Source organism: Rathayibacter sp. AY1B5 (genome assembly GCF_002932795.1).
Taxonomy (GTDB): domain Bacteria; phylum Actinomycetota; class Actinomycetes; order Actinomycetales; family Microbacteriaceae; genus Rathayibacter.
Genome location: NZ_PSWM01000001.1, coordinates 1 through 21,060 on the forward strand (window position 1 = coordinate 1; position 21,060 = coordinate 21,060).

A 21,060-nucleotide genomic window follows, 5' to 3' on the forward strand; every position below is an offset into this window, starting at 1 on the left:
CGGTCGACTCCCCGGCGCACGGGGCCGTCGTGACCTTCGCGGGCGTCGTCCGCGACCACGACGAGGGCCGCGGCGTGCTCCGCCATCCGACGCCCGTTCCCGCAGCCGCTCATGCTTCGGAACCGCTTGGATGCTCCCGCTGTCGAGCAGCCACCCTCCGCTCGCACCCCCGAGCCGAACGGTCGATCCGCGTGTCAGCGGATCGATCTAGGCGTTCGCTCCCCGCTCCACGAATCGCAACCACCTCGAGAGGCCGACCGCGCCGAGCCCGACAAGGGCGGGCTCGGAGACCAGCACCGTCAGCCGAGGCTCGCGACCCACTCCGAGCTGCCGTCGACGAAGGACTGCTCCTTCCAGATCGGCACCGACGCCTTGATGTCGTCGACCAGTGCCGCGCAGGCTTCGAAGGCCGCCGCTCGGTGGGCCGAGGCCACGGCGCAGGCGAGGGCGAGGTCGCCGACCACGAGGTCGCCGACCCGGTGCACGGCGGCGATCCGGACGTCCGGCCACCGCTCGGCGATGCGGCGGGCGGAGGCGAGGAGTGCGGCGGGGGCGTCCGGGTGCGCCTCGTAGGACAGGCGGAGCACGCCGCGGCCCTCGTCGTGGTCGCGGACGACGCCCGCGAAGGTCACGACGGCCCCGTGCGCCGGGGAGTCGACCGCCTGCTCGCACTCGTCGACGGTGATGGCCTCGGCCGCGAGGCGGGCGAGGGCGACCGGATCAGCGGGCATGGTCGCCGCCTCCGAGCTGGTCGAGCAGGTGTCCGATCACCGGGTCGAGCACGTCGATCCCGTCGCGGACGCCGCCGGGGGAGCCGGGGAGGTTGACCACGACGGTGCGGCCGCTGACGCCGGCGAGTCCGCGGCTGAGCACGGCGGTCGGGACGTGGGCGGCGCCCGTGGCCCGCACCGCCTCGGCCAGGCCGGGCAGTGGCCGCTCCAGGAGGGGGGCGGTCTGCTCCGGAGTGACGTCGCTCGGGGCGACCCCCGTCCCGCCGGTGGTCACGACCACGTCGACTCCGCTGCCGATCGCGTCGGAGATCGCCTCGCCCACCGCGTCGCCGTCGGCCACGACGACCACCCGCGACTCCCAGCCGCGGCTGACGAACCAGGCCTCGAGCGCCGGTCCCGTCCGGTCCTCGTACACGCCGGAGGCGGCACGGGTGGAGGCGACGACCGCCACCGCCCGCCGCGTCACGGGACTCATTCGCTCGTCCACGAGCCGCTCCTCCCGCCCGCCTTCGCGAGCACCCGGATACCGGTGATCACGGCACCGCGATCGACCGCCTTGATCATGTCGTAGACCGTGAGGGCGGCGACGCTGACCGCGGTCAGCGCCTCCATCTCGACGCCGGTGCGCCCGGTCGTGCGCACGCGCGCCTCGATCCGGACGCGGCCGTCCTGCGGCTCGAGGTCGACGTCGACGCCGTCCAGCGCCAGCGGGTGGCAGAGCGGGATGAGCGTCGAGGTCGCCTTCGCGCCGAGGATCCCGGCGATCCGCGCGACGCCGAGCGCTTCACCCTTGGGCAGCTCGCCCTGCTCGAGCAGCCGCACCACCTCGGGCGAGGTCTCGACGTACCCCTCGGCGACGGCGGTGCGCGCCGTCACCTCCTTCGCGCTCACGTCGACCATGTGCACGGCTCCGTCGCCGCGCACATGGGTGAGCCGGTCGCTCTCAGTCATCGATCCTCCAGATCTCGACCGCATCGCCGGTCGCTGCGTGGTCCGTCCCGACGGGGACGTGGATGAGCACGGTGGAGCGGGCGTAGGACGCCAGCAGGTGCGAGCCGGGCCCGCCCACCGGGTGCACGAGGCCCTCGTCGTCGAGGACCCCGCGGCGGATCTGGTGCAGGTGGGCGGGCGAATCGAGGGCCGTGCCCAGGCGCGCACGGAGCCGCGGCCGCTCGGCGGGCACGCGTCCCGCGAGAGAGCGCAGCTCGGGACGGAGGAAGACCTCGAACGAGACCAGGGCGCTCACCGGGTTCCCGGGCAGCGAGACGATCGGCAGGTGCAGGCCCTCGGCCACGCGGACGAGCCCGAGGCCCTGCGGGCCGCCCGGCTGCATCTCAACGTGGCCGAACTCCGAGCCCGCCGGCCCCAGCGCGTCGCGGACGACCTCGTAGGCGCCCGCGCTGACGCCGCCGACCGTGATCACCAGGTCGGCCGCGCCCGCGTGCTCCTCGAGCAGCGCCAGGAGGTCCTCGGCCCGGTCGCTCGTGCAAGCGGCGACGGTCGGCAGCGCACCTGCTTCGCGGACGGCCTCGGCCAGCAGGGCGCCGTTGGCGTCGTGGATCTGCGCCTCCTCGAGCACCGCGCCGGCCGGTCGGATCTCGTTCCCGGTGGGCACGACGAGCACCCGGAGGCGCGGCAGCACCTCCGCCTCGGTCAGCCCGAGGGAGGCGAGGAGTCCGTAGTGGGCCGCGCGGAGGACCGCGCCGGCCGGGAGGGCGAGCTCGCCGCGACGGGCGTCGCTGCCCCGGGCGCGGACGAAGGTCGCCGGCACCACCGGGTGCGCGAAGGCGACGCTGCCCTCTGCGGGGAAGCGCGGAGGATCGACGCGCTCGACCGGGACGACGGCGTCGGCCCCCTCCGGCAGCGGCGAGCCGGTCATGATCGGGGTCGCGGTGCCGGGCTCGTGCCGGGGCGCACGGTCGCCCGCGGGGATCGGCGCCGAGACGGGCAGGGCGACGGGATGCTCAGGGGCCGCCGCGTCGAGGTCGGCCGCCCGCACCGCGAACCCGTCCATCTGCGAGTTGTCGAAGCGCGGCAGGTCGAGCGGGGAGTCGACGGAGCGGGCGAGGACCCGGCGGTCGTACGCGCCCGGATCGGCGGCGACGGCGACCGGATCCAGGCTCAGCGTCTCGCGGGCGCCCCGCGTGGCCAGTGGCGCGAGCAGCGCCCGCACCCGGGCGGCGTGCAGGTCGATCGAGGTCATCGTGTCCTCTCGCGAGCGGCGGTGCCCGACCGGCGGAGGGGCCGAGTCCATCTTGCCGGGTCGCGCCCGGTTCCGCGGCGTAGGGTGAGCGGATGAGCACAGCACTGGGGATCCCCGGCTTCCGGCCCCGTCAGCGCAGCGCGGTCCTTCCGGCCGACCGCCCCGCCACCCCGCTCCTCCTCGACAGCTACGGGCGTGTCGCGGACGACCTGCGGATCTCGCTGACCGACAAGTGCAATCTGCGCTGCACCTACTGCATGCCGGCCGAGGGCCTGCCGTTCCAGCCGCCCGCCTCCCTCCTCAGCCGCGAGGAGATCCTCCGACTGGCGCGCATCGCCGTGGAGCAGTTCGGCGTCCGCCAGATCCGCTTCACCGGCGGGGAGCCGCTGCTGCGGAAGGACCTCGTCGACATCATCCGCGACGTGGCCTCACTCGAGCCGCGCCCCGAGATCTCACTCACGACGAACGCCATCGGGCTCTCAGGTCGGGCGGTGGCGCTCGCCGAGGCCGGCCTGAACCGGGTCAACGTCTCGCTGGACTCGATCTGCGCGGAGACGTTCGCGAAGGTCACCCGGCGGCCGTTCCTCGACCGCGTGCTCGCCGGCATCGACGCGCTCGGCCCTGCGGGCCTGGATCAGACGAAGATCAACGCTGTGCTCCTGCCCGGGATCAACGACCTCGAGGCTCCGGAGCTGCTCACCTGGGCCCTCGCGGGCGGCCACCAGCTCCGCTTCATCGAGCAGATGGCCCTCGACGCCGACCACGGCTGGGACCGGGAGACCATGATCACGGCGGCGGACATCCGCGCCCTGCTCTCGGAGCGCTTCACCCTCAGCCCCCACGCGGCCCCGCGCGACGGAGCGCCGGCCGAGCTCTTCGACGTGCGCGAGGCCGGAGGATCCGTCGTGCTCGGCCAGGTGGGGATCATCGCCTCCGTCACCGAGAACTTCTGCGGCGACTGCCGCCGCACCCGGCTCACCGCCGAGGGCGGCGTCCGGAGCTGCCTCTTCTCGAACGAGGAGACCGATCTGCTCGGCCCGATGCGAGCGGGGGCGGACGACCACGAGGTCGCCCAGCTCTGGCGCGGCGCCATGTGGGCCAAGCCCGCGGGCCACGAGATGAACGTCGTGGGCTTCGTCCAGCCCGAGCGCACGATGAGCGCGATCGGCGGGTGAGCGTGCGGGTCCGCTACTTCGCCGCGGCGAAGGCCGCCCTCGGCCGCCCCTCCGACGAGCTCGACGAGGTGCCCGATCTCGGCGCGCTCGAGGAGCGCCTCGTCGCCTCCGCGCCCACGGCCGCCGACGTGCTCGCGCGGTGCACGTACCTCGTCGACGGAGTGTCGACGGCGGACCGGGCGACCCCGCTCCGCCCGGACTCCGCGGTCGACGTCCTGCCGCCGTTCGCCGGCGGCTGACCCGCCGACACCGGCGCTCGTACGGTCGTCGCCATCCTCTGGAGGCGGACCGAGATCGTGGTGATCGGTCGCGGCTGCGCCGGGACTCCCGGAGTGATCCAGGCGCCCCGGCGCAGCTGCGGACGGCTCGACCGCCGACGGCGAGCGCGTCTCGAGAGCGGGGGACCGCGACGATCCGACGCGTCCCACCTGCGCGTCGCCGGCCCCGCGGCCTCGGCTCGGCTCAGCGGCCGACCGACCGGATCACGGGCAGATCGCGTTGGTCATCGTGTCGAAGACCGTGCGGCCCTGCACATCGCGGAAGCTGAACGCCGACGCCACTCCCGTGGCGATCAGCTGCCCGCCGTTGAACGCGCGGCCGTCCTTCGTCACGTAGCAGTCCGGCGCGTAGGCGGTCGCGTCGGAGGGCACGCCGGACGCGATCCGCGTCTGCGGCGCGGTCACGTCCGCGAACACGCCGTACCGGACGAGCGCGCCGTTCTGGATCACGTCGGCGATGTTGCGGTTCTGCTGATCGCGGAACGCGTCGGCACTGGTCACCCCGGTGGTGATCAGGAGGCCGCCGTTGAAGAGGCGTCCGTCCGGCGTCAGGTGGTACCCGGGCGTCAGGACGGTCGATCCTGCAGGAACGCCCGTGGCGATGACCTGGTTCTTCGTGGCGAAGACGTAGCGGACGATCTCCGTTCCGGCGACCACGTCGATGACGTCCAGGTTGCCTCCGTCGCGGAAGGAGTCCGCACTCGTCACTCCCGTGGTGAGGAGTGTTCCCTCGGCGCGCCGGAGCTCGCCGTCCGGCGTGACGTAGAAAGCCGGCGCGTGGACCGTCGATCCGCTCGGCACACCGGTACCGATGGCCCTCGGCGCGGCGTCGCCTGAGACGAACCGGAAGAAGACGCCGTCGGCGACGAAATCGGCGACGTCGCGGTTCTGCTGGTCCCGGAAGCCCTGGGCACTGGTGACGCCGCTCGAGAGCTTCGTCGAGCTGTGGTAGAGATCGCCGGACGCCGTCAGGTACAGCCGGGGTCCGACGGGCGAGGCTCCCGAGGGGACGCTGCCGTTGGACGTCGTCGACGCCCCCTCGTTGTTGAGGACGTACCGGATGGCACTCCCCTCGGTCGCCGTGGTGCTCGCCGTCGCGCCGGCGGTCGTGGCGCCGGAGACGGCGGTGAGGGTGAGACCGTTCTGCGCCACGTTGCCGGCCGTGACCGGGATGCTGACCCGTCCGTCCGAGCCGGTCGTCGCCGAGACGGTCTGCGCGCCGCCGCTGGTCAGGCCGGCGGGCAGCGTGATCGTGACCGCGGCTCCCGCCGCCGGGGACCCACCGGTCGTCGCCAGGACCGACACGCTGCGCGTCGTGCACGCGGTGAAGGTGTAGGCGGGGGCGTCGAAGGCCAGCGCGAGGGGGGTCGAGGCGGCGAAGGCGGGCGTGGCCACGGAGGCGGCGACCACCGGGATCGTCCATGCCGCGCCCTGCACGATGGTGCGGCGGGCCGGCCGCCCCGAGGTCGGAACGGTCCAGGAGCCAGGCGTGCCGGAGTGCTCTGCGCTCGGGTCCACTGAGTCGATGTGTGTCATGGGGTGTCCGTCTCTGTCGGAGGTGTCAGGGGGGTCCGACGCGCTGATCCTGCCCAAGACCGGACCGCTGATCGACGAGGAACGGCGTGCGACGACGTTCGATGCCCGTCCGCGGAGTTTCCGTCGCCGTCGGCGTCATCCCACGTCGTCGATCCGTCGGAAGGTCCGCTGCATGTGGATGCGCGAACTGAACCCGGCCGACTGCGCGACGCGGTCCAGGTCCGCCCCCGACCGGGAGCCGAGCTCGTCGAGGAGGCGCTGCGCCTCGAAGGCGCGCCACCGCTCGATCTGCTGACGCGGGGTGGTGCCGGCGGAGGAGAACGCGCGGTGCAGGTGGCTGACCGACACTCCGAGGGTCTCCGCCAGCGTCTCCACCGTGAAAGAGCGGTCGCGGTAGTGGCGCTCGATCAGTCGCGTGCCCGCGGCGAGGACGCCCGCCGCGGAACGGTCCTCGCGGTCGAGAGCGGGCAGGAGCGCCGAGAACGCCGAGGCGATGAGGTGCTCGCTCGCGATCTCGAAGTGCTCGAAGGCCGCGTCGGACGGCTCGACGTCGAAGTTGAGGACCGTGTTCGCAGCACCCGTGAGAGCCCGCCAGTAGGGCTCGGGCAGATTCAGCACCGTGTCCATGATCGAGGAGAACCCGCTGCCCTGGAGCACGGACGGACGCAGCTGCCACTCGAAGCGGGCCCAGGGGCTCACCGCCGCTGCGTACTGGACGGTCGAGGCGCGGGTCATCAGGGCGCTGCCGGGCGGGAGCCGGTGGTCGACGTCCCCGATCCTCACGCGACCGATCCCGTCGGCGCTGAACAGCACGCGGAGCCGGCCGGGGTGGGGGAGGATCTCGAACTCCCCGCTCTGCAGCCACGCACGGCTGAGGCTGAGCCGGGGCGAGGTGATCGCATCGACGACGGCACCGTGGGGGAGTGGCCGCCGCGGGATCCAGCCGAGGCGCCGGAGCCGTCTCTCGGCGGCGCTCCAGGACTGCGGCATCACAGCCCCGCTCGCCTCGGGACGGGGTCGAACGGATCGAGGAGGGCCGCGCGCCGTGCGGAGCGGAGGGTGTGGGACGACATCGATGCTCTCCTCGGAACGGCGGCCGTGACCACGGCGCCACCTCTCAGCATCCGACGGCGCTCGACGAGATCCCGCGAGGAAGCACGATTCCTCGTCGGGACGAGCACCGGACCTCGCCGATCCCGGTCGACCGCGACGGAGCACACGGCCCCGTCGACGACCCGGAGGCCGTTGCGCGTCAGAGGGCGCTCAGCGCGCCCATGTCGCCATCCCGCCGTCGAGCGAATCGGACGTCACGCCCGCCGCTGCCGCCCGCTCCGCCGCCAGCCGCGACCGCACGCCGGAGGCGCAGTGCAGCACGAGCGGACCCGTCGGCAGCGCCGCGGGATCGAAGCGCGACATCGGCATCCGCACCGCTCCCGGCACCGCCACCGAGCGGTCCTCGTCGTCCTCGCGGAGGTCCACGACGGTCGGGGGCGTCGGTCCGGCCAGCCGCTCGCGCAGCTGGGCCGCCGTGATCGACGCGGCCGCACCCCGACGCTCCGGCACCGGGGGCACCCGCCGCTCGAGGGGGAGCTCGGCCCAGGAGGCGTCGAGGGCGTCGTGCACCAGCACGCGGCCGAAGAGCGGCTCGCCCGCCCCGGTCACGAGCTTCATGACCTCCGCCGCCATCGCCGAGCCGATCATCGCGCAGAGCGCGCCCAGCACGCCGACACTCGCGCAGCTGTCGCCCGCGTCCTCGGCCTCGGGGTGCAGCGCCCGCAGCGTCACTCCGCCGCCCGGAGCCGCGGCCCAGAAGGTCGACAGCTGGCCGTCGAAGCCGAGCGCGGACCCCCAGACGTGCGGGATCCGGGCTCGGGTCGTCGCATCGGAGGCCAGGTAGCGGGCGCCGAAGGTGTCGAAGCCGTCCACCACGACGTCCCAGTCGGCGACGAGGGAGTCGACGTTGGCCGAGGTCAGCGAGACGGGGAACGCGCGGGCGTCGATCCCCGGGGACAGCCGCCGCGCGGTCGCCGCAGCGGACTCCGCCTTCGACCGGCCCACCGAGGAGTCGTCGTGGGCGGTCTGCCGCGCCAGGTTCGAGAGCTCGACGACGTCGCCGTCCACGATGCCGAGCCGACCGACTCCGGCGGCGGCGAGCGCCGTGATCACCGGCGACCCGATGCCGCCCGCCCCGAGGATCAGCACCCGGGCGTTCCGGAGGCGTCGCTGCCCGAGCTCCCCGATCGGCCCCAGGCGGATCTGCCGCGCGAACCGCTCGCGCTCGGCGGCGGTCAGCGGTGGTCCCGGCTCGACGAGCGGGGTCATGCGAGCTCCTTCCTCCACTGGCCCTCGTGGGCGACGGGGGTGAAGCCGACGGCCTCGTTCACGGCGAGCATCGGACGGTTCTCCTCGGCGTTCCAGGTGTAGACGGCCCTGCAGTCCCGAGCGGTGAGCGCGAGCTGCTCGAGGGCGTCGAGCTTGAGCAGCATCCCCAGCCGGTGGCCGCGGTGCTCGGGCAGGACGAGGGTGTCGCCCCAGAAGGCCGCGCGGCCGGGGATCACGTCGACCGTGCAGTAGCCCACCAGGCGGCCGCTCGCGCGCTCGAGCGCAGCGGAGGTCAGCTCGATGCGTCCTCCGGCCGCGGCGCCGGTCTCGTGGGCGGCGAGCCTCGCCCGCGTCCACGTCTCCTCGGGGACCGACAGGCCCGCGGACGGGGCCTGCACCGACATCCGTGTGCGCAGGAGCAGGAGGTCCTCGATCCGCTCGGGGGGCGTCGCGCCCCGCCAGTGCAGCAGCTCGTAGCCGGAGGAGTGCTCCTCCGCGGCGGCCCGTCGCGAGGCCGTCCGCGCGCCGTCGAGGGGGAGGCGGGCGACGCTGAACCGCTCCACCTGCTCCAGGGTCCAGCCGCGGGCCGCGAGCCGGCGCGACCCGGGGTCGCCGGAGGGGACGGACCCGGCTGCCGAGAGAGCGGCGATCCGCGGGCCGGCCGCATCCGCCCGGTGGGCCGTCCAGGTCTGCAGGACCCGGCGGCCGAGCGCGGCCGCCTCGCTGCTCAGGTGCTCCATCAGCGCTGTGCCGACTCCCCGCCCGCGCTCGGCCGGGAGGACCGAGATCGACACCCAGGCCGCCTCGTCGTCCGGGGCGGTGCTCCAGTGCAGCTCGCCGCTGCCGACCGGACGTCCGCCGGACTCGGCGAGGAAGGCGCGGCGGGGGGAGTGCTCGCGCTGCTGCCACTCCCCGAGGCTCGTCTCGGCGGGGAAGCCCAGATCCGCGGTGCCGGTCCCCTCCGCCTCGACGGCGTCGCCGATGGCGGTGAAGGCGAGGAAGTCGCTCCAGCCGGCCGCCTCCACTCGCTCCGGGATCACGAGCTCGCGGACGCGCAGCGTCGGGTCGGAGGAGCGGTTCACCACCCCAGTGTGCACTCCCGAGCGCCGGGAGCGGCCCGTCCGGCCCGTTCCGTCCGCCCGGCGTCGCGGCCCGATCGGGCTCCGCCTCCCGGTCCCGGGGCGGCCGTCGGCTACCGTGGAGGCGTTGTGGACGGGAGCGAGGCGGCCGGGTGTACCTGAAGAGCCTGACCCTCAAGGGGTTCAAGTCCTTCGCTCAGCCGACCACGTTCGCCTTCGAGCCGGGGGTCACCTGCGTCGTCGGACCCAACGGCTCGGGCAAGAGCAACGTCGTCGACGCCCTCGCCTGGGTGATGGGGGAGCAGGGAGCGAAGACCCTCCGCGGCGGCAAGATGGAGGACGTCATCTTCGCGGGCACCTCCACCCGTGGACCCCTCGGCCGGGCCGAGGTCGCACTGACCATCGACAACTCCGACGGCGCGCTGCCGATCGAGTACACCGAGGTGACGATCACCCGGACCCTGTTCCGCAACGGGGGCAGCGAGTACGCGATCAACGGACGCGGCTGCCGGCTGCTCGACGTGCAGGAGCTGCTGAGCGACTCCGGTCTCGGGCGCGAGATGCACGTCATCGTGGGGCAGGGGCAGCTCGACGCGGTGCTGCACGCGACCCCCGAGGAGCGGCGCGGCTTCATCGAGGAGGCGGCCGGGATCCTCAAGCACCGCCGCCGCAAGGAGAAGACGCTCCGCAAGCTCGAGGCGATGCAGGCGAACCTCACCCGTCTGTCCGACCTCGCGGGCGAGATCCGGCGCCAGCTCAAGCCCCTCGGGCGGCAGGCCGCGGTGGCCCGCCAGGCGCAGACCATCGCGGCCGTGGTCCGCGACGCCCGCGCGCGCCTCCTCGCCGACGACGTCGTCGCGCTCCGGACCGCTCTGGGCGGCTTCGCGCGCTCCGAGAGCGAGCGGCACAGCGAGCGGGTCGTCCTGCAGCAGCGGCTCGAGCAGGCGACGCTGCGGCGCGCGAGGATCGAGGCGGAGGCGGTCGGCGACGCTGTCGACGACGCGCGGCGCACCTCCTTCGAGCTGGAGTCGGTGCAGGAGCGGCTGCGGAACCTGTCGGCGCTCGCCGGGCAGCGGCTCGCGATGCTCGAGCTGGAGTCCGAGCAGCCGCAGATCCAGCCGCGCGTCACGCCGGCGCAGGTGGAGGAGGCGCGGGTCGAGCTGGAGCGCCTGCGCCAGTCGGTCCTCGACTCGGAGGCCGCCTGGGTGCAGGCGCAGCGCGGGACCGTGGAGGCCCGCGCAGCCCTCGACAGGGTCGACGAGGAGATCGCCGCGCAGGCAGCCCTCGTCTCGCGCTACGACCTCGAGCTCTCCACCCTCTCCGGGCAGGCCGACACCGCCTCCTCCCGTCTCGCCTCCGTGCGGGGCGAGGTCCTCCGCGCGCAGAACACCCTCGATTCGGCCGACCGGCGGAAGGAGGCGGCGCGGCGGGCGCTCGACGCTCTCGAGGCCGAGCTGGACGACGCGGGCCGGGGTCCCGACGGCAGCCTCGACGAGGGCTACCAGCACGCCCAGTCCGCGGTCTCGGCCGCCGAGAGCGGGATCGAGCGGCTGCGTGAGGAGCTGCACGCCCTGGAGCGCGAGCGCGAGGCGCTGGCGGCCCGCACCAGCGCTCTCTCCCTGGCCCTGGACGTCTCGGACGGCTCGGCCGAGCTGATCGCCGCGCGGATCGACGGGGTGCGCGGGCGGGTCGCCGAGCGGATCCAGGTGCGACCGGGCTCCGAGGCCGCGATCGCCGCCGCCCTCGGCGCGGTCGCCGACGCCGTGCTGGTCGAATCCGCCGACCGGGCCGACGCGGCTCTGGACGCCGCTCTGGAGCGCGATCTCGGACGCGTCGAGCTGCTCGTCGCCGACGCCTCCCGCCCGCCGGTCGAGCTCGCCGTCCCCGAGGGAGCGGTCCGCGCCGTCGACCTCGTCACGGCGCCGACCGGTGTCCTCTCGCTCCTGGAGCGCGTGCTCGTGGTGGAGGACCTCGCCGCGGCGCGGCGGCTGCGCCCGGAAGCCGGTCCCGGCACGCTCCTGGTGACCCGCGACGGCGCCGTCGTGTCGGACGTCGTGCAGAGCGCCGGCTCCGGCGGGCAGCGCAGCCGCATCGAGCTCGTCTCCGAGCGCGACTCGGCAGCGGGCCGACTGGAGGAGGTCGAGGGCGGGATCGACCGGCTCCGCTTCGAGGTCGCTGAGCAGACCGGCGCGCTCCGCGGGGCCAAGGAGCAGGCCGCGAACGCCCTCTCGGCCCTCCGCGAGCACGATGCCGCCCGCGCCGCGCACACTGAGCGGCTCGGAGGTGTGCGCGCCCAGCTCGAGGCGGCCACCGCCGAGCACGGCCGCGGTTCCAAGGCGCTGACGGTCGCGTCGGAGCGCGTCGGCGACGCCGAGCGCGCGGCCGTGGAGGCGAGGTCCGCCCTGGACGCTGCCCGGGCCCGGCCCCGGCCGGTGCTCGACGCGAGCGCTCGGGACGCTCTGCAGCGCGACGTCGACACCGCGCGCGAGCGCGAGATCGAGGCGCGCCTGGGAGTCGAGACCGCCAAGGAGCGGGTGCGGGCGGAGCAGTCCCGCGGGGAGGCGCTGGCCCGCCAGCTGGCCGCCGACCGCGCCGCCGCCGACGAGGCCGCGCGCCGCGCCGTCATCCGGCGCCGCCGGCGCGACGCGGCAGCCGAGGTGACCGCCGCACTCCCCGCCGTCCTCGCCTCCGTCGATCGCTCCGTCCATCAGGCCCGGGGCGAGCTCGTCGCGGCCGAGGCGGCGCGCTCGCAGCAGAACGCCGAGCTGCAGGGGCTCCGTCGCGAGGAGGGGAGCGTGCGCGACCGGCTCCAGTCCGTCACCGAGACCGTCCACGGCCTCGAGCTGCAGATCTACGAGAAGAAGCTGCAGCTCACCGGTCTGCTCGAGCGCGCCGCGTCCGAGCTCGGGCTCGCCGAGGACGTGCTGGTGGAGGAGTACGGTCCCGGAGTCGGCGTCCCCGACGAGACGGACGAGGAGCAGGAGCCGCGGCCCTACGTCCGCGAGGAGCAGCGCCGCCGCCTCGAGAAGGCCGAGAAGCAGCTCGGGCAGCTGGGCCGCGTCAATCCACTCGCGCTGGAGGAGTTCGCCGCGCTGGAGCAGCGGCACGCGTTCCTGACCGAGCAGCTGGCCGACCTCACCGGGACCCGCCGCGATCTGCTCACCATCATCGAGGAGCTCGACGACACGATGCAGACGGTGTTCGCCTCCGCCTTCGACGACACCCAGGCGGCGTTCGCGGACGTGTTCCCCGTCCTCTTCCCCGGCGGCACGGGCAGCATCCGGCTGACCGACCCGGAGAACCTGCTCACCACGGGCATCGAGGTCGCGGTGCGGCCGGCGGGCAAGAAGATCGAGCGGCTGTCGCTGCTCTCCGGAGGGGAGCGCTCGCTCGCGGCCGTGGCCTTCATGGTCGCCATCTTCAAGTCGCGGCCGAGCCCCTTCTACATCATGGACGAGGTGGAGGCCGCCCTCGACGACGCCAACCTCGGCCGGCTGCTCAGCATCTTCGAGGACCTGCGCACGTCGAGCCAGCTGATCGTCATCACCCACCAGAAGCGGACCATGGAGATCGCGGACGCCCTCTACGGCGTCTCGATGCGCCAGGACGGCGTCTCGGCCGTCGTCGGCCAGCGCGTGGCCGCTCCGCCGGCCTGAGGCGGCGGCGCGCCGTGCGATCTGCAGGCCCGCGTGCTGTCTGCAGGCCCGCGTGCTGTCTGCAGGCCCGCGTGCTGTCTGCAGGACCTCGTGCCGTCTGCAGGACCTCGTGCCGTCTGCAGGACCTCGTGCGGTGTGCAGGGACGATATGCAGGGGTTCCGAGAAGGAGAGCGCTCTCCTCCGCGAGACCGGCGGCGGAGGGCTCGTCGGTCCTGCAGATCGCACGTGCGCAGCCCGCTCCGGACCCGCCGGCACCTGCCCGTCCAGCCGGCACCCGCCCGCGCCCGCCGGTAGCCTGGACCCATGGCAGAACGCACCTCCTGGTCGCTCGGTCGCGCACTGCGCGGCCTGTTCGAGAAGCGCACGATCGACGACCAGACCTGGGACGACCTCGAGACTGCGCTGATCACCGCCGACTTCGGCCCCGACATCACCGAGGAGATCGTCGACGACCTCCGCGCGAAGGTCGCCCGCTACTCCACGACCGACCCGCGCGACCTGCAGCGGATGCTCCGCGAGTCCCTCGAGGAGCGCCTGTCGAAGTACGACACGACCCTCAAGCTCAGCGAGCGCCCCGCCGTGATCCTCGTGGTCGGCGTGAACGGCGTCGGCAAGACCACGACCATCGGCAAGTTCGCCAAGTTCCTCCGCAACTACGGCCGGAGCGTCGTGGTCGGTGCGGCCGACACCTTCCGCGCCGCGGCGGTCGACCAGCTCGCCACCTGGGCGCAGCGCGCCGACGCCCAGATCGTCCGCCCGCAGCAGGAGCGCCAGGATCCGGCGTCCGTCGCCTTCCAGACCGTGCAGTTCGCGAAGGACACCGGCGTCGAGATGGTCATCATCGACACGGCCGGCCGCCTGCACACCAAGGGCGGACTGATGGACGAGCTCACGAAGATCAAGCGCGTCATCGAGAAGCAGGCGCCGATCTCCGAGATCCTGCTCGTGCTCGACGCGACGACCGGTCAGAACGGGCTGAGCCAGGCCGAGGCGTTCATCGAGCACGCCGGCGTCACCGGCCTCGTCATCACGAAGCTCGACGGATCCGCGAAGGGCGGCTTCGTCCTCGCCGTGCAGGAGAAGACCGGCATCCCGATCAAGCTCGTCGGCCAGGGCGAGGGCATCGGCGACCTCACCGGCTTCACCCCCCACGTCTTCGCCCAGCAGCTCGTCAGCTGAGCGGCTCCGTCCGGGACGCCGCGCCGGAGCCGTCCCGGTGACGGGCTACACCGCCTGCGAGAAGCCCAGCGCCGCGTCGGCCAGGTGCCGCAGGTGCTCCGGAACCGGCAGCCCCTTCGACTCCATCGAGCGCGCCCAGAGCCGACCGGCCCGGTAGGAGGAGCGGACCAGGGGCCCGGCGAGGACACCGAGGAAGCCGATGTCCTCGGCCTCCTCCTTGATCGCCACGAACTCCTCCGGGTGCACCCAGCGGTCCACCGGCAGGTGCCGCGGCGTCGGGCGGAGGTACTGCGTGATGGTCACGATGTCGGTGCCGGCGTCGTAGAGGTCCTGCAGCGCCTGCGAGATCTCCTCCCGCTCCTCGCCCATGCCGAGGATGAGGTTCGACTTCGTGATCAGCCCCGCCTCCCTGCCCTGGGTGAGCACGTCGAGCGAGCGCTCGTAGCGGAAGGCCGGTCGGATGCGCTTGAAGATCCGCGGCACCGTCTCGACGTTGTGGGCGAACACCTCCGGCTCCGCGTCGAACACCCGCTGCAGGTGCTCGGCGCGGCCGGTGAAGTCCGGAACCAGGATCTCGACTCCCGTGCCCGGGGCCTGGGCGTGGATCTGGCGGATGGTCTCGGCGTAGAGCCAGGAGCCCTCGTCCGGCAGGTCGTCGCGGGCGACTCCGGTGACGGTCGCGTAGCGGAGGTTCATCCGGGCCACGGACTCGCCGACCCGCCGGGGCTCGTCCGCGTCGTAGTCCGCGGGCTTCCCGGTGTCGATCTGGCAGAAGTCGCAGCGGCGGGTGCACTGGGCGCCTCCGATGAGGAAGGTCGCCTCCCGGTCCTCCCAGCACTCGAAGATGTTGGGGCACCCCGCCTCCTGGCAGACCGTGTGCAGCTCCTCCGTCTTCACCAGTGACTGCAGCTGCCGGTACTCGGGGCCCATCGTGGCCTTCGTGCGGATCCACTCGGGCTTGCGCTCGATCGGCGTCTCGGCGTTGCGGATCTCCAGGCGCAGGAGCTTCCGGCCGCCGGCCTCGGCGCTCACGCGGCGACCTCCTCGACCCGTGCGGAGAAGGCGGGGGCCGCCTCCGAGAAGCGCGCCGCCACTCGCGCCCGCACGGCCTCCATGGGAGGAGCTTCGCCGCGCTCGCGCTCGAGCGTCGTCACCCCGGCGTCGGCGATGCCGCAGGCGACGATGCGGGCGTAGGGCTCGAGGCTGTTCGAGACGTTGAGGGCGAAGCCGTGCATCGTCACGCCCGAGGCGACGCGGATGCCGATCGCGGCGATCTTGTCGGCGCCGCCGTCCCTCGGGATCCACACTCCCGAGCGCCCGCCGACGCGCTGCCCCTGCACGCCCAGGTCGTCGAGCGCGGCGATCAGCACGCCCTCCAGCGAGCGGACGTAGGCGACCACGTCGACGGGCTCGCCGAGCCGCACGATCGGGTAGCCGACGAGCTGGCCCGGGCCGTGCCAGGTGATGCGACCTCCGCGGTCGACGTCGACCACGGGCGAGCCGTCTTCCGGGCGCTCGTGCGCCTCGGTGCGCTTGCCGGCGGTGTAGACGGAGGAGTGCTCGCACAGCACGAGGGTGTCCGGCCTCCGGCCCGCCACCACCTCGGCGTGCAGGCGTCGCTGGAGCTCCCAGCCGTCGCGGTAGTCCAGGGGGTCCGCGGAGTCGCCCGCCACCAGTGTCTCGATCACCGGGCCACCCTAACCCGGTTCTTGGACCGGGACCAGTTAATCCGGGCCGCCGTGATCGCGCCGATCGCGGCCCGATCGGCGTCCCCGCCCGCCGACCCTCCGGGCCTCCGGTAGAATTCCGGGCATCATGGCTACTTTCGGCACCCTCTCCGATCGACTCGTCGAGACCTTCAAGAACCTCCGCACGAAGGGCAAGCTCTCCGCGTCGGACGTCGACGGCACCGTCCGTGAGATCCGGCGCGCGCTGCTCGACGCCGACGTCGCGCTGGAGGTCGTGAAGGAGTTCACCGGCAAGGTCCGCGAGCGCGCCCTCGGCGACGAGGTCAACAAGGCGCTCAACCCGGCCCAGCAGGTCGTCCAGATCGTCAACGAGGAGCTCGTCGCGATCCTCGGCGGGCAGTCGCGCCGCCTCGAGTTCGCCAAGCGCCCGCCGACCGTCATCATGCTCGCCGGCCTCCAGGGCGCGGGCAAGACGACGCTCGCGGGCAAGCTCGGCAAGTACCTCGGCAAGGACGGCCACACCCCGCTGCTCGTCGCGGCCGACCTCCAGCGCCCCAACGCGGTGCAGCAGCTGCAGGTCGTCGGCGAGCAGGCCGGAGTCGCGGTCTACGCGCCCGAGCCGGGCAACGGCGTCGGCAACCCGGTCAAGGTCGCCCAGAACGCGATCCGCTTCGCGACCGACAAGCAGTACGACACGGTCATCATCGACACGGCCGGACGCCTCGGCGTCGACGCCGACATGATGAAGCAGGCCGCCGACATCCGCCGCGTCACGAACCCCGACGAGGTGCTGTTCGTCATCGACGCGATGATCGGCCAGGACGCGGTCGCGACCGCGAAGGCCTTCCAGGAGGGCGTCGACTTCACCGGCGTCGTCCTCTCCAAGCTCGACGGAGACGCCCGCGGCGGCGCGGCGCTCTCGGTCGCCTCGCTCACCGGCCGCCCGATCCTCTTCGCCTCCACGGGCGAGTCGCTCGACGACTTCGAGCAGTTCCACCCCGACCGCATGGCGAGCCGCATCCTCGACCTCGGCGACGTGCTCACCCTCATCGAGCAGGCGCAGTCCGCGTTCGACGAGGACGAGGCGCGCAAGATCGCCGAGAAGATCATGGGGGACACGTTCACCCTCGACGACTTCCTCGGCCAGATGCAGCAGCTGCGCAACATGGGCTCGATCAAGAAGATGATCGGCATGCTGCCCGGCGCGAAGGGCATGCGCGAGCAGCTCGACCAGTTCGACGAGCGCGAGATCGTGCGCACCGAGGCGATCATCCAGTCGATGACGAAGGCGGAGCGGGTCAATCCCAAGCTGCTCAACGGCTCGCGCCGCCTGCGCATCGCGCGCGGCTCCGGCATGACGGTCACGGACGTCAACCAGCTCGTCCAGCGCTTCGAGCAGGCCGCCAAGATGATGAAGACGGTCGCCAAGGGCGGGATGCCCTCCGTCCCCGGCATGGGTCCCGTGCCCGGAGCCGGCTACCAGGGCCGTCCGAAGCCGCAGAAGAAGAAGAGCAGCAAGTCCGGCAACCCCGCCAAGCGGGCCGCCGAGAACGCCGCGATCACCTCCGGGCCCCGCCCGGGCGAGGCGGGCGGCTCCGGCTTCGGCCTGGGCGGCGGTGCCGGCAAGGGCGCCCAGCCCACGCCGGAGGAGCTCGAGCAGCTGCAGAAGCTCCTCGGGCGATGAGGCGGGTCTCGGCCGGACGCGCGGGCGGTGTCCTCGTCCTCGCGGCCGTGCTCGGGCTCACCGGTTGCGCCGAGGGCTCCGGGGTCGACGCGATGACCGCGCCCTCCCCGGAGGACCTGGTCGGCCGCTGGGTGACGGGCGTGTCCTACGACGCGCCCGACGTGCCGTTCCTCCTGATCGCGGAGGACGGCACCTGGACGGGCTCCGACGGCTGCAACGGCGCGCAGGGCGAGTGGTCGATCGACGGAGAGGGCGCGCTCTCCGTCTCGGCGGGGCCCAGCACGGAGATCGCCTGCGACGGCGTCGCCCTGCCGAGGATCTTCTCGGGGGCGGCGATGGCCTCGCTCGACGGCGGGCGGCTCCGCCTGTTCGACGACGACGGCGCCACGGTCGTCAAGCTCGCGCGCTCCACGAGCGACGAGGCCCCGACCGCCTCGCCGGATCCGGCGGGGGAGTAGCAGTGCTGCTCGGAGCGACGCCGGGGATCCCCAGGGCGCGCACCGCTCGCTAGCGTGAGGGCATGACAACCGCACACGCGCGCCCCGTCCGCATCGGCGTCCAGATCGCACCGCAGCACGTCTCCTACGAGGTCATCCGCGACACGCTCGCCGAGCTCGAGGACCTCGGCGTCGACATCGCCTTCAACTGGGACCACTTCTTCCCGCTCTCCGGAGAGCCGAACGGCCTGCACTTCGAGGGCTGGAGCATGCTCGCGGCCTGGGCCGAGCAGACCAGCCGCATCGAGTTCGGCCCGCTGGTCACGTGCAACAGCTACCGGAACCCCGACCTCCTCGCCGACATGGCGCGCACGGTCGACCACATCAGCGCCAAGGGCGCCGAGGGCCGTCTGATCTTCGGCATCGGCTCGGGCTGGTTCGAGCGGGACTACGAGGAGTACGGCTTCGAGTTCGGCACCCCCGGCTCCCGCCTCGACGAGCTCTCCGAGGCGATGCCGCGCATCCGCAGCCGGTGGTCGATGCTCAACCCGGCGCCCACCCGCGACATCCCGGTGATGATCGGCGGCGGCGGCGAGAAGAAGACGCTGCGGATCGTCGCCGAGCACGCCGACATCTGGCACAGCTTCTCGGACGTCCCGACGCTCGAGCGCAAGCTCGGTGTGCTCTCGGAGTGGTGCGGCCGCGTCGACCGCGATCCGGCGGCGATCGAGATCTCGACCGGCGCGAGCGTGCGCGGCGGAGTCGGCGACGCCTCCTTCGACGTGCTCGATCAGCAGTACGACCTGGGCGCCCGCCTGTTCACGCTCGGCATCACCGGTCCGGACATCGACCTCGCGCCCGTGCGCGACCTGCTCGGCTGGCGCGACGGCCGGAACAGCACCGCGCGCTGACCCGTCGGGGCGCCGGTACGGCGGCGCCCCGCGTCGGAGTCAGGCCGCCGGAGCGTCCGTCGCCCGCTGGCCGGTCGGCACGGCCCTGGCGAGGCCGGACTTCTCGGCCGCCACCTCGAAAGCGTCGGCCAGGGCCCGCTGGCCCTCGACCGTGGGATGCACGCCGTCCTCGCCGAGCAGTCCGTCCTCGCGGAGCGGGTCGGGGTACTCCAGGGCACCGCCGCCGACGGCCGTCACGGCCTCGACCAGAGCCGCGTCGTACTCGTCGAGATCGGAGGGGCGCGGGTCGGGGCCCCAGACCGAGTCGAGCGCGATCAGCCGGGCCGAGGGCGAGGCGGACACGATCGCGTCCACTGCCGGCCCGATCGCGGCGTCCACGTCCTCCGGATCCCAGCCCAGGTCGTTGCTGCTGGCGATCAGCACGATCGCGTCGGGCCGGGTGTCGGCGATCTCCTCCGCGCGGTCGCCGATCGCGACGCCGCAGTCGCCCGGCTCGATGAATCCGCCGCCGTCGCAGCCCAGGTTCGTGACCTCCCAGCCGAGGTCGTCGCCGACGAGAGCGGGCCAGGCCTGCTCGGGGTCGACGTTCAGACCGCGCACGATGCTGTCGCCGACGATCGTCACGCGGGAGCCTGCGGGCAGGGAGCCGCCGATCGAGAGCGGCAGCGGATCGGCGGCGACGGTGGGGAGGGGAGTGGCGGTGCCGGCGGGAGACGCGGTCGCCGGGCCGGTCGTCGTCGAGGACGAGCAGCCGGCGAGGCCGAGGGCCAGCGCGCCGATCGCGACTGCGGCGAGGAGGACGGGACGCGTCACGAGCGGGGGTCCTGCAGCCCGTCGCGCAGCTCGCCCGCGAGAGCCCGGACCACCGCCTTCAGGTCGCCGTCGTTCGCCGCGGCCGTCCGCAGCTGGCGCTGGTAGCTCGCTCCCGCGACCAGGATCAGCTCGACGTCGGCGAGCTCCTTCACGCAGTCGAGGCGCTCGGCGACCGGCGCGAGGGTGACGAGCAGGTCGCGGATGTCGTCGGTGACCAGCCGCTCGGCTCCGGCGGCGTCGAGGATGATCTCGGCGTCGAGGCCGTAGCGGGCCGCGCGCCACTTGTTCTCGCGCACGTACCAGGGCTGCATCGTCGGCAGGTCCTCGCCGGCGTCCAGCCGCGACGAGAGGTGCTCGACGAGGCACTGGATCAGCGCCGCGACCGCTCCGATCTCCTCCGCGGAGGAGAGGCCGTCGCACGCGCGCATCTCGAGCGTGCCCCACTGCGGTGAGGGACGGATGTCCCAGCGGACCTCCGTGTGGTCGTCGATGACGCCGGTGCGCATCATGTCGTCGACGTACTCCTCGTAGTTCGCCCAGGCGCCGAACTGCGGAGGCAGGCCCGCCGTCGGCAGCTGCTGGAACATCAGCGCGCGGTTCGAGGCGTAGCCGGTGTCGACTCCGCCCCAGAACGGGCTCGACGCCGAGAGCGCCTGCAGGTGCGGGTAGTAGTCGAGCAGCGAGTTCAGGATCGGCAGCACCTTGTCGCGGTGCTCGACGCCGACGTGCACGTGGATGCCCCAGATCATCATGTTCCGGCCCCACCACTGGGTCCGGTCGATGAGGCGGTGGTACCGCTCCTTGTCCGTGATGGCCTGGTCGAACCACTGCGCGAACGGGTGCGTGCCCGAGCACACGAGGTCGAGTCCCATCGGGTCGGTGATCTCGCGCACCTGCCGCAGCTGGTCCTGCAGGTCGGCGACGGCGTCGCGGACGGAGGTGTGCACGCCCGAGACCAGCTCGACCGTGTTGCGCAGGAGCTCGCCGGTGATGTGCGGGTGCGGGGCACCGTCGTCGCGGCGGAGCGCCTCCAGCACCACGTCGGCGACGTTGGCGAGATCGCCCGTCTGCCGGTCGACGATCGCGACCTCCCACTCGATCCCGAGCGTGGAGCGGTCTGATGCGGCGAAGCTGATCTCCATGGCGTGGTCCTCATCGGATCCGGGCGTCCGCCGATCGGGACGCGCCTCGCCATCCTGCCACCTGCGGCCGGGGCGGACGCCGAGCCCCCGGCGGCGGCTCTCCCGGCACCGCCCGGCCCGCTCGCGTGCGGGCGCCGGACGGCGGCGGCGTGCCGGGCCCGCACCGGGGCGGTTTTTCTGGCAGAATGATCCGTCGGGTCCGAGGCGGTCGACCCTCTACTCACC

19 protein-coding genes are annotated in these 21,060 nt (G+C 73.4%); 7 read left to right on the plus strand and 12 right to left on the minus strand.

Features of this window, described 5'->3' with window-relative positions:
- Nucleotides 1-299: 299 nt before the first annotated feature.
- Genes C5D44_RS00010 through glp form a run of 4 tightly spaced genes read right to left on the minus strand, consistent with a single transcriptional unit; the run spans nt 300 to nt 2,934 of the window.
- Nucleotides 300-731: a molybdenum cofactor biosynthesis protein MoaE gene (locus C5D44_RS00010; protein ID WP_104280482.1), complete on the minus strand. Its 432-nt coding sequence runs from the start codon at nt 729-731 to the stop codon at nt 300-302.
- Entirely contained in the window at nt 721-1,218 is a 498-nt protein-coding gene (locus C5D44_RS00015) for a molybdenum cofactor biosynthesis protein B (RefSeq protein ID WP_258067286.1), read from the minus strand. The genes C5D44_RS00010 and C5D44_RS00015 overlap by 11 nt, the downstream gene beginning before the upstream one ends.
- Nucleotides 1,203-1,682: a cyclic pyranopterin monophosphate synthase MoaC gene (moaC, locus tag C5D44_RS00020; RefSeq protein ID WP_104280483.1), complete on the minus strand. Its 480-nt coding sequence runs from the start codon at nt 1,680-1,682 to the stop codon at nt 1,203-1,205. Before moaC ends, C5D44_RS00015 begins: the two co-directional genes overlap by 16 nt.
- Nucleotides 1,675-2,934 (minus strand): gephyrin-like molybdotransferase Glp, encoded by a 1,260-nt coding sequence (gene glp / locus C5D44_RS00025; RefSeq protein ID WP_104280673.1) that lies wholly within the window; start codon nt 2,932-2,934, stop codon nt 1,675-1,677. Before glp ends, moaC begins: the two co-directional genes overlap by 8 nt.
- 92 nt (nt 2,935-3,026) lie before the next feature.
- Here glp and moaA point away from each other — a divergent pair, with 92 nt between their 5' ends.
- Both moaA and C5D44_RS00035 read left to right on the plus strand, forming a co-directional pair.
- The gene (gene moaA, locus C5D44_RS00030) at nt 3,027-4,109 is read left to right on the plus strand and encodes a GTP 3',8-cyclase MoaA (RefSeq protein WP_104280484.1); all 1,083 of its coding nucleotides are present in this window, start codon (nt 3,027-3,029) and stop codon (nt 4,107-4,109) included.
- On the plus strand, nt 4,106-4,348 hold the full coding sequence (locus C5D44_RS00035) for a MoaD/ThiS family protein (RefSeq protein ID WP_104275975.1): 243 nt from the start codon (nt 4,106-4,108) through the stop codon (nt 4,346-4,348). Before moaA ends, C5D44_RS00035 begins: the two co-directional genes overlap by 4 nt.
- Before the next feature lie 243 nt (nt 4,349-4,591).
- Here the strand turns inward: C5D44_RS00035 and C5D44_RS00040 are convergent, their stop codons facing one another.
- From C5D44_RS00040 to C5D44_RS00055, 4 genes are all read right to left on the minus strand, one after another.
- Nucleotides 4,592-5,923, minus strand: coding sequence for a hydroxyisourate hydrolase (locus C5D44_RS00040; protein WP_146087944.1), 1,332 nt, complete (start codon nt 5,921-5,923; stop codon nt 4,592-4,594).
- Between the two features lie 135 nt (nt 5,924-6,058).
- Entirely contained in the window at nt 6,059-6,913 is an 855-nt protein-coding gene (locus C5D44_RS00045; protein WP_104280486.1) for a helix-turn-helix domain-containing protein, read from the minus strand.
- Nucleotides 6,914-7,186: 273 nt separating this feature from the next.
- Nucleotides 7,187-8,245 (minus strand): ThiF family adenylyltransferase, encoded by a 1,059-nt coding sequence (locus C5D44_RS00050; RefSeq protein WP_104280487.1) that lies wholly within the window; start codon nt 8,243-8,245, stop codon nt 7,187-7,189.
- Complete coding sequence (locus C5D44_RS00055; protein ID WP_146087945.1) at nt 8,242-9,327, minus strand: GNAT family N-acetyltransferase; 1,086 nt, start codon at nt 9,325-9,327, stop codon at nt 8,242-8,244. The genes C5D44_RS00050 and C5D44_RS00055 overlap by 4 nt, the downstream gene beginning before the upstream one ends.
- Before the next feature lie 149 nt (nt 9,328-9,476).
- Here C5D44_RS00055 and smc point away from each other — a divergent pair, with 149 nt between their 5' ends.
- Both smc and ftsY read left to right on the plus strand, forming a co-directional pair.
- Complete coding sequence (smc, locus tag C5D44_RS00060; protein WP_104280489.1) at nt 9,477-12,980, plus strand: chromosome segregation protein SMC; 3,504 nt, start codon at nt 9,477-9,479, stop codon at nt 12,978-12,980.
- Nucleotides 12,981-13,284: 304 nt separating this feature from the next.
- Nucleotides 13,285-14,160, plus strand: coding sequence for a signal recognition particle-docking protein FtsY (ftsY, locus tag C5D44_RS00065; protein ID WP_068253475.1), 876 nt, complete (start codon nt 13,285-13,287; stop codon nt 14,158-14,160).
- Nucleotides 14,161-14,205: 45 nt separating this feature from the next.
- Here ftsY and lipA read toward each other — a convergent pair whose 3' ends face one another.
- Entirely contained in the window at nt 14,206-15,192 is a 987-nt protein-coding gene (gene lipA / locus C5D44_RS00070; RefSeq protein ID WP_104280490.1) for a lipoyl synthase, read from the minus strand.
- Nucleotides 15,189-15,848, minus strand: a complete 660-nt coding sequence (gene lipB / locus C5D44_RS00075) for a lipoyl(octanoyl) transferase LipB (RefSeq protein WP_104280491.1) — start codon at nt 15,846-15,848, stop codon at nt 15,189-15,191. Before lipB ends, lipA begins: the two co-directional genes overlap by 4 nt.
- 127 nt (nt 15,849-15,975) lie before the next feature.
- Here lipB and ffh point away from each other — a divergent pair, with 127 nt between their 5' ends.
- The 3 genes from ffh to C5D44_RS00090 all read left to right on the plus strand — a co-directional run bounded on the left by ffh (nt 15,976) and on the right by C5D44_RS00090 (nt 18,880).
- The gene (gene ffh, locus C5D44_RS00080) at nt 15,976-17,532 is read left to right on the plus strand and encodes a signal recognition particle protein (protein ID WP_104275982.1); all 1,557 of its coding nucleotides are present in this window, start codon (nt 15,976-15,978) and stop codon (nt 17,530-17,532) included.
- Nucleotides 17,529-17,990 carry an META domain-containing protein gene (locus C5D44_RS00085; RefSeq protein WP_104280492.1) on the plus strand — a complete coding sequence of 154 codons (462 nt, stop codon included), beginning with the start codon at nt 17,529-17,531 and terminating at the stop codon, nt 17,988-17,990. Before ffh ends, C5D44_RS00085 begins: the two co-directional genes overlap by 4 nt.
- 62 nt (nt 17,991-18,052) lie before the next feature.
- Nucleotides 18,053-18,880, plus strand: a complete 828-nt coding sequence (locus C5D44_RS00090; protein ID WP_104280493.1) for an LLM class F420-dependent oxidoreductase — start codon at nt 18,053-18,055, stop codon at nt 18,878-18,880.
- A gap of 39 nt (nt 18,881-18,919) precedes the next feature.
- On the opposite strand, the gene C5D44_RS00095 is transcribed toward C5D44_RS00090, so the two are convergent.
- Nucleotides 18,920-19,693 (minus strand): SGNH/GDSL hydrolase family protein, encoded by a 774-nt coding sequence (locus C5D44_RS00095; RefSeq protein WP_104280494.1) that lies wholly within the window; start codon nt 19,691-19,693, stop codon nt 18,920-18,922.
- Nucleotides 19,690-20,835, minus strand: coding sequence for a glutamate--cysteine ligase (locus tag C5D44_RS00100; protein ID WP_104280495.1), 1,146 nt, complete (start codon nt 20,833-20,835; stop codon nt 19,690-19,692). Before C5D44_RS00100 ends, C5D44_RS00095 begins: the two co-directional genes overlap by 4 nt.
- Nucleotides 20,836-21,060 lie beyond the last annotated feature (225 nt).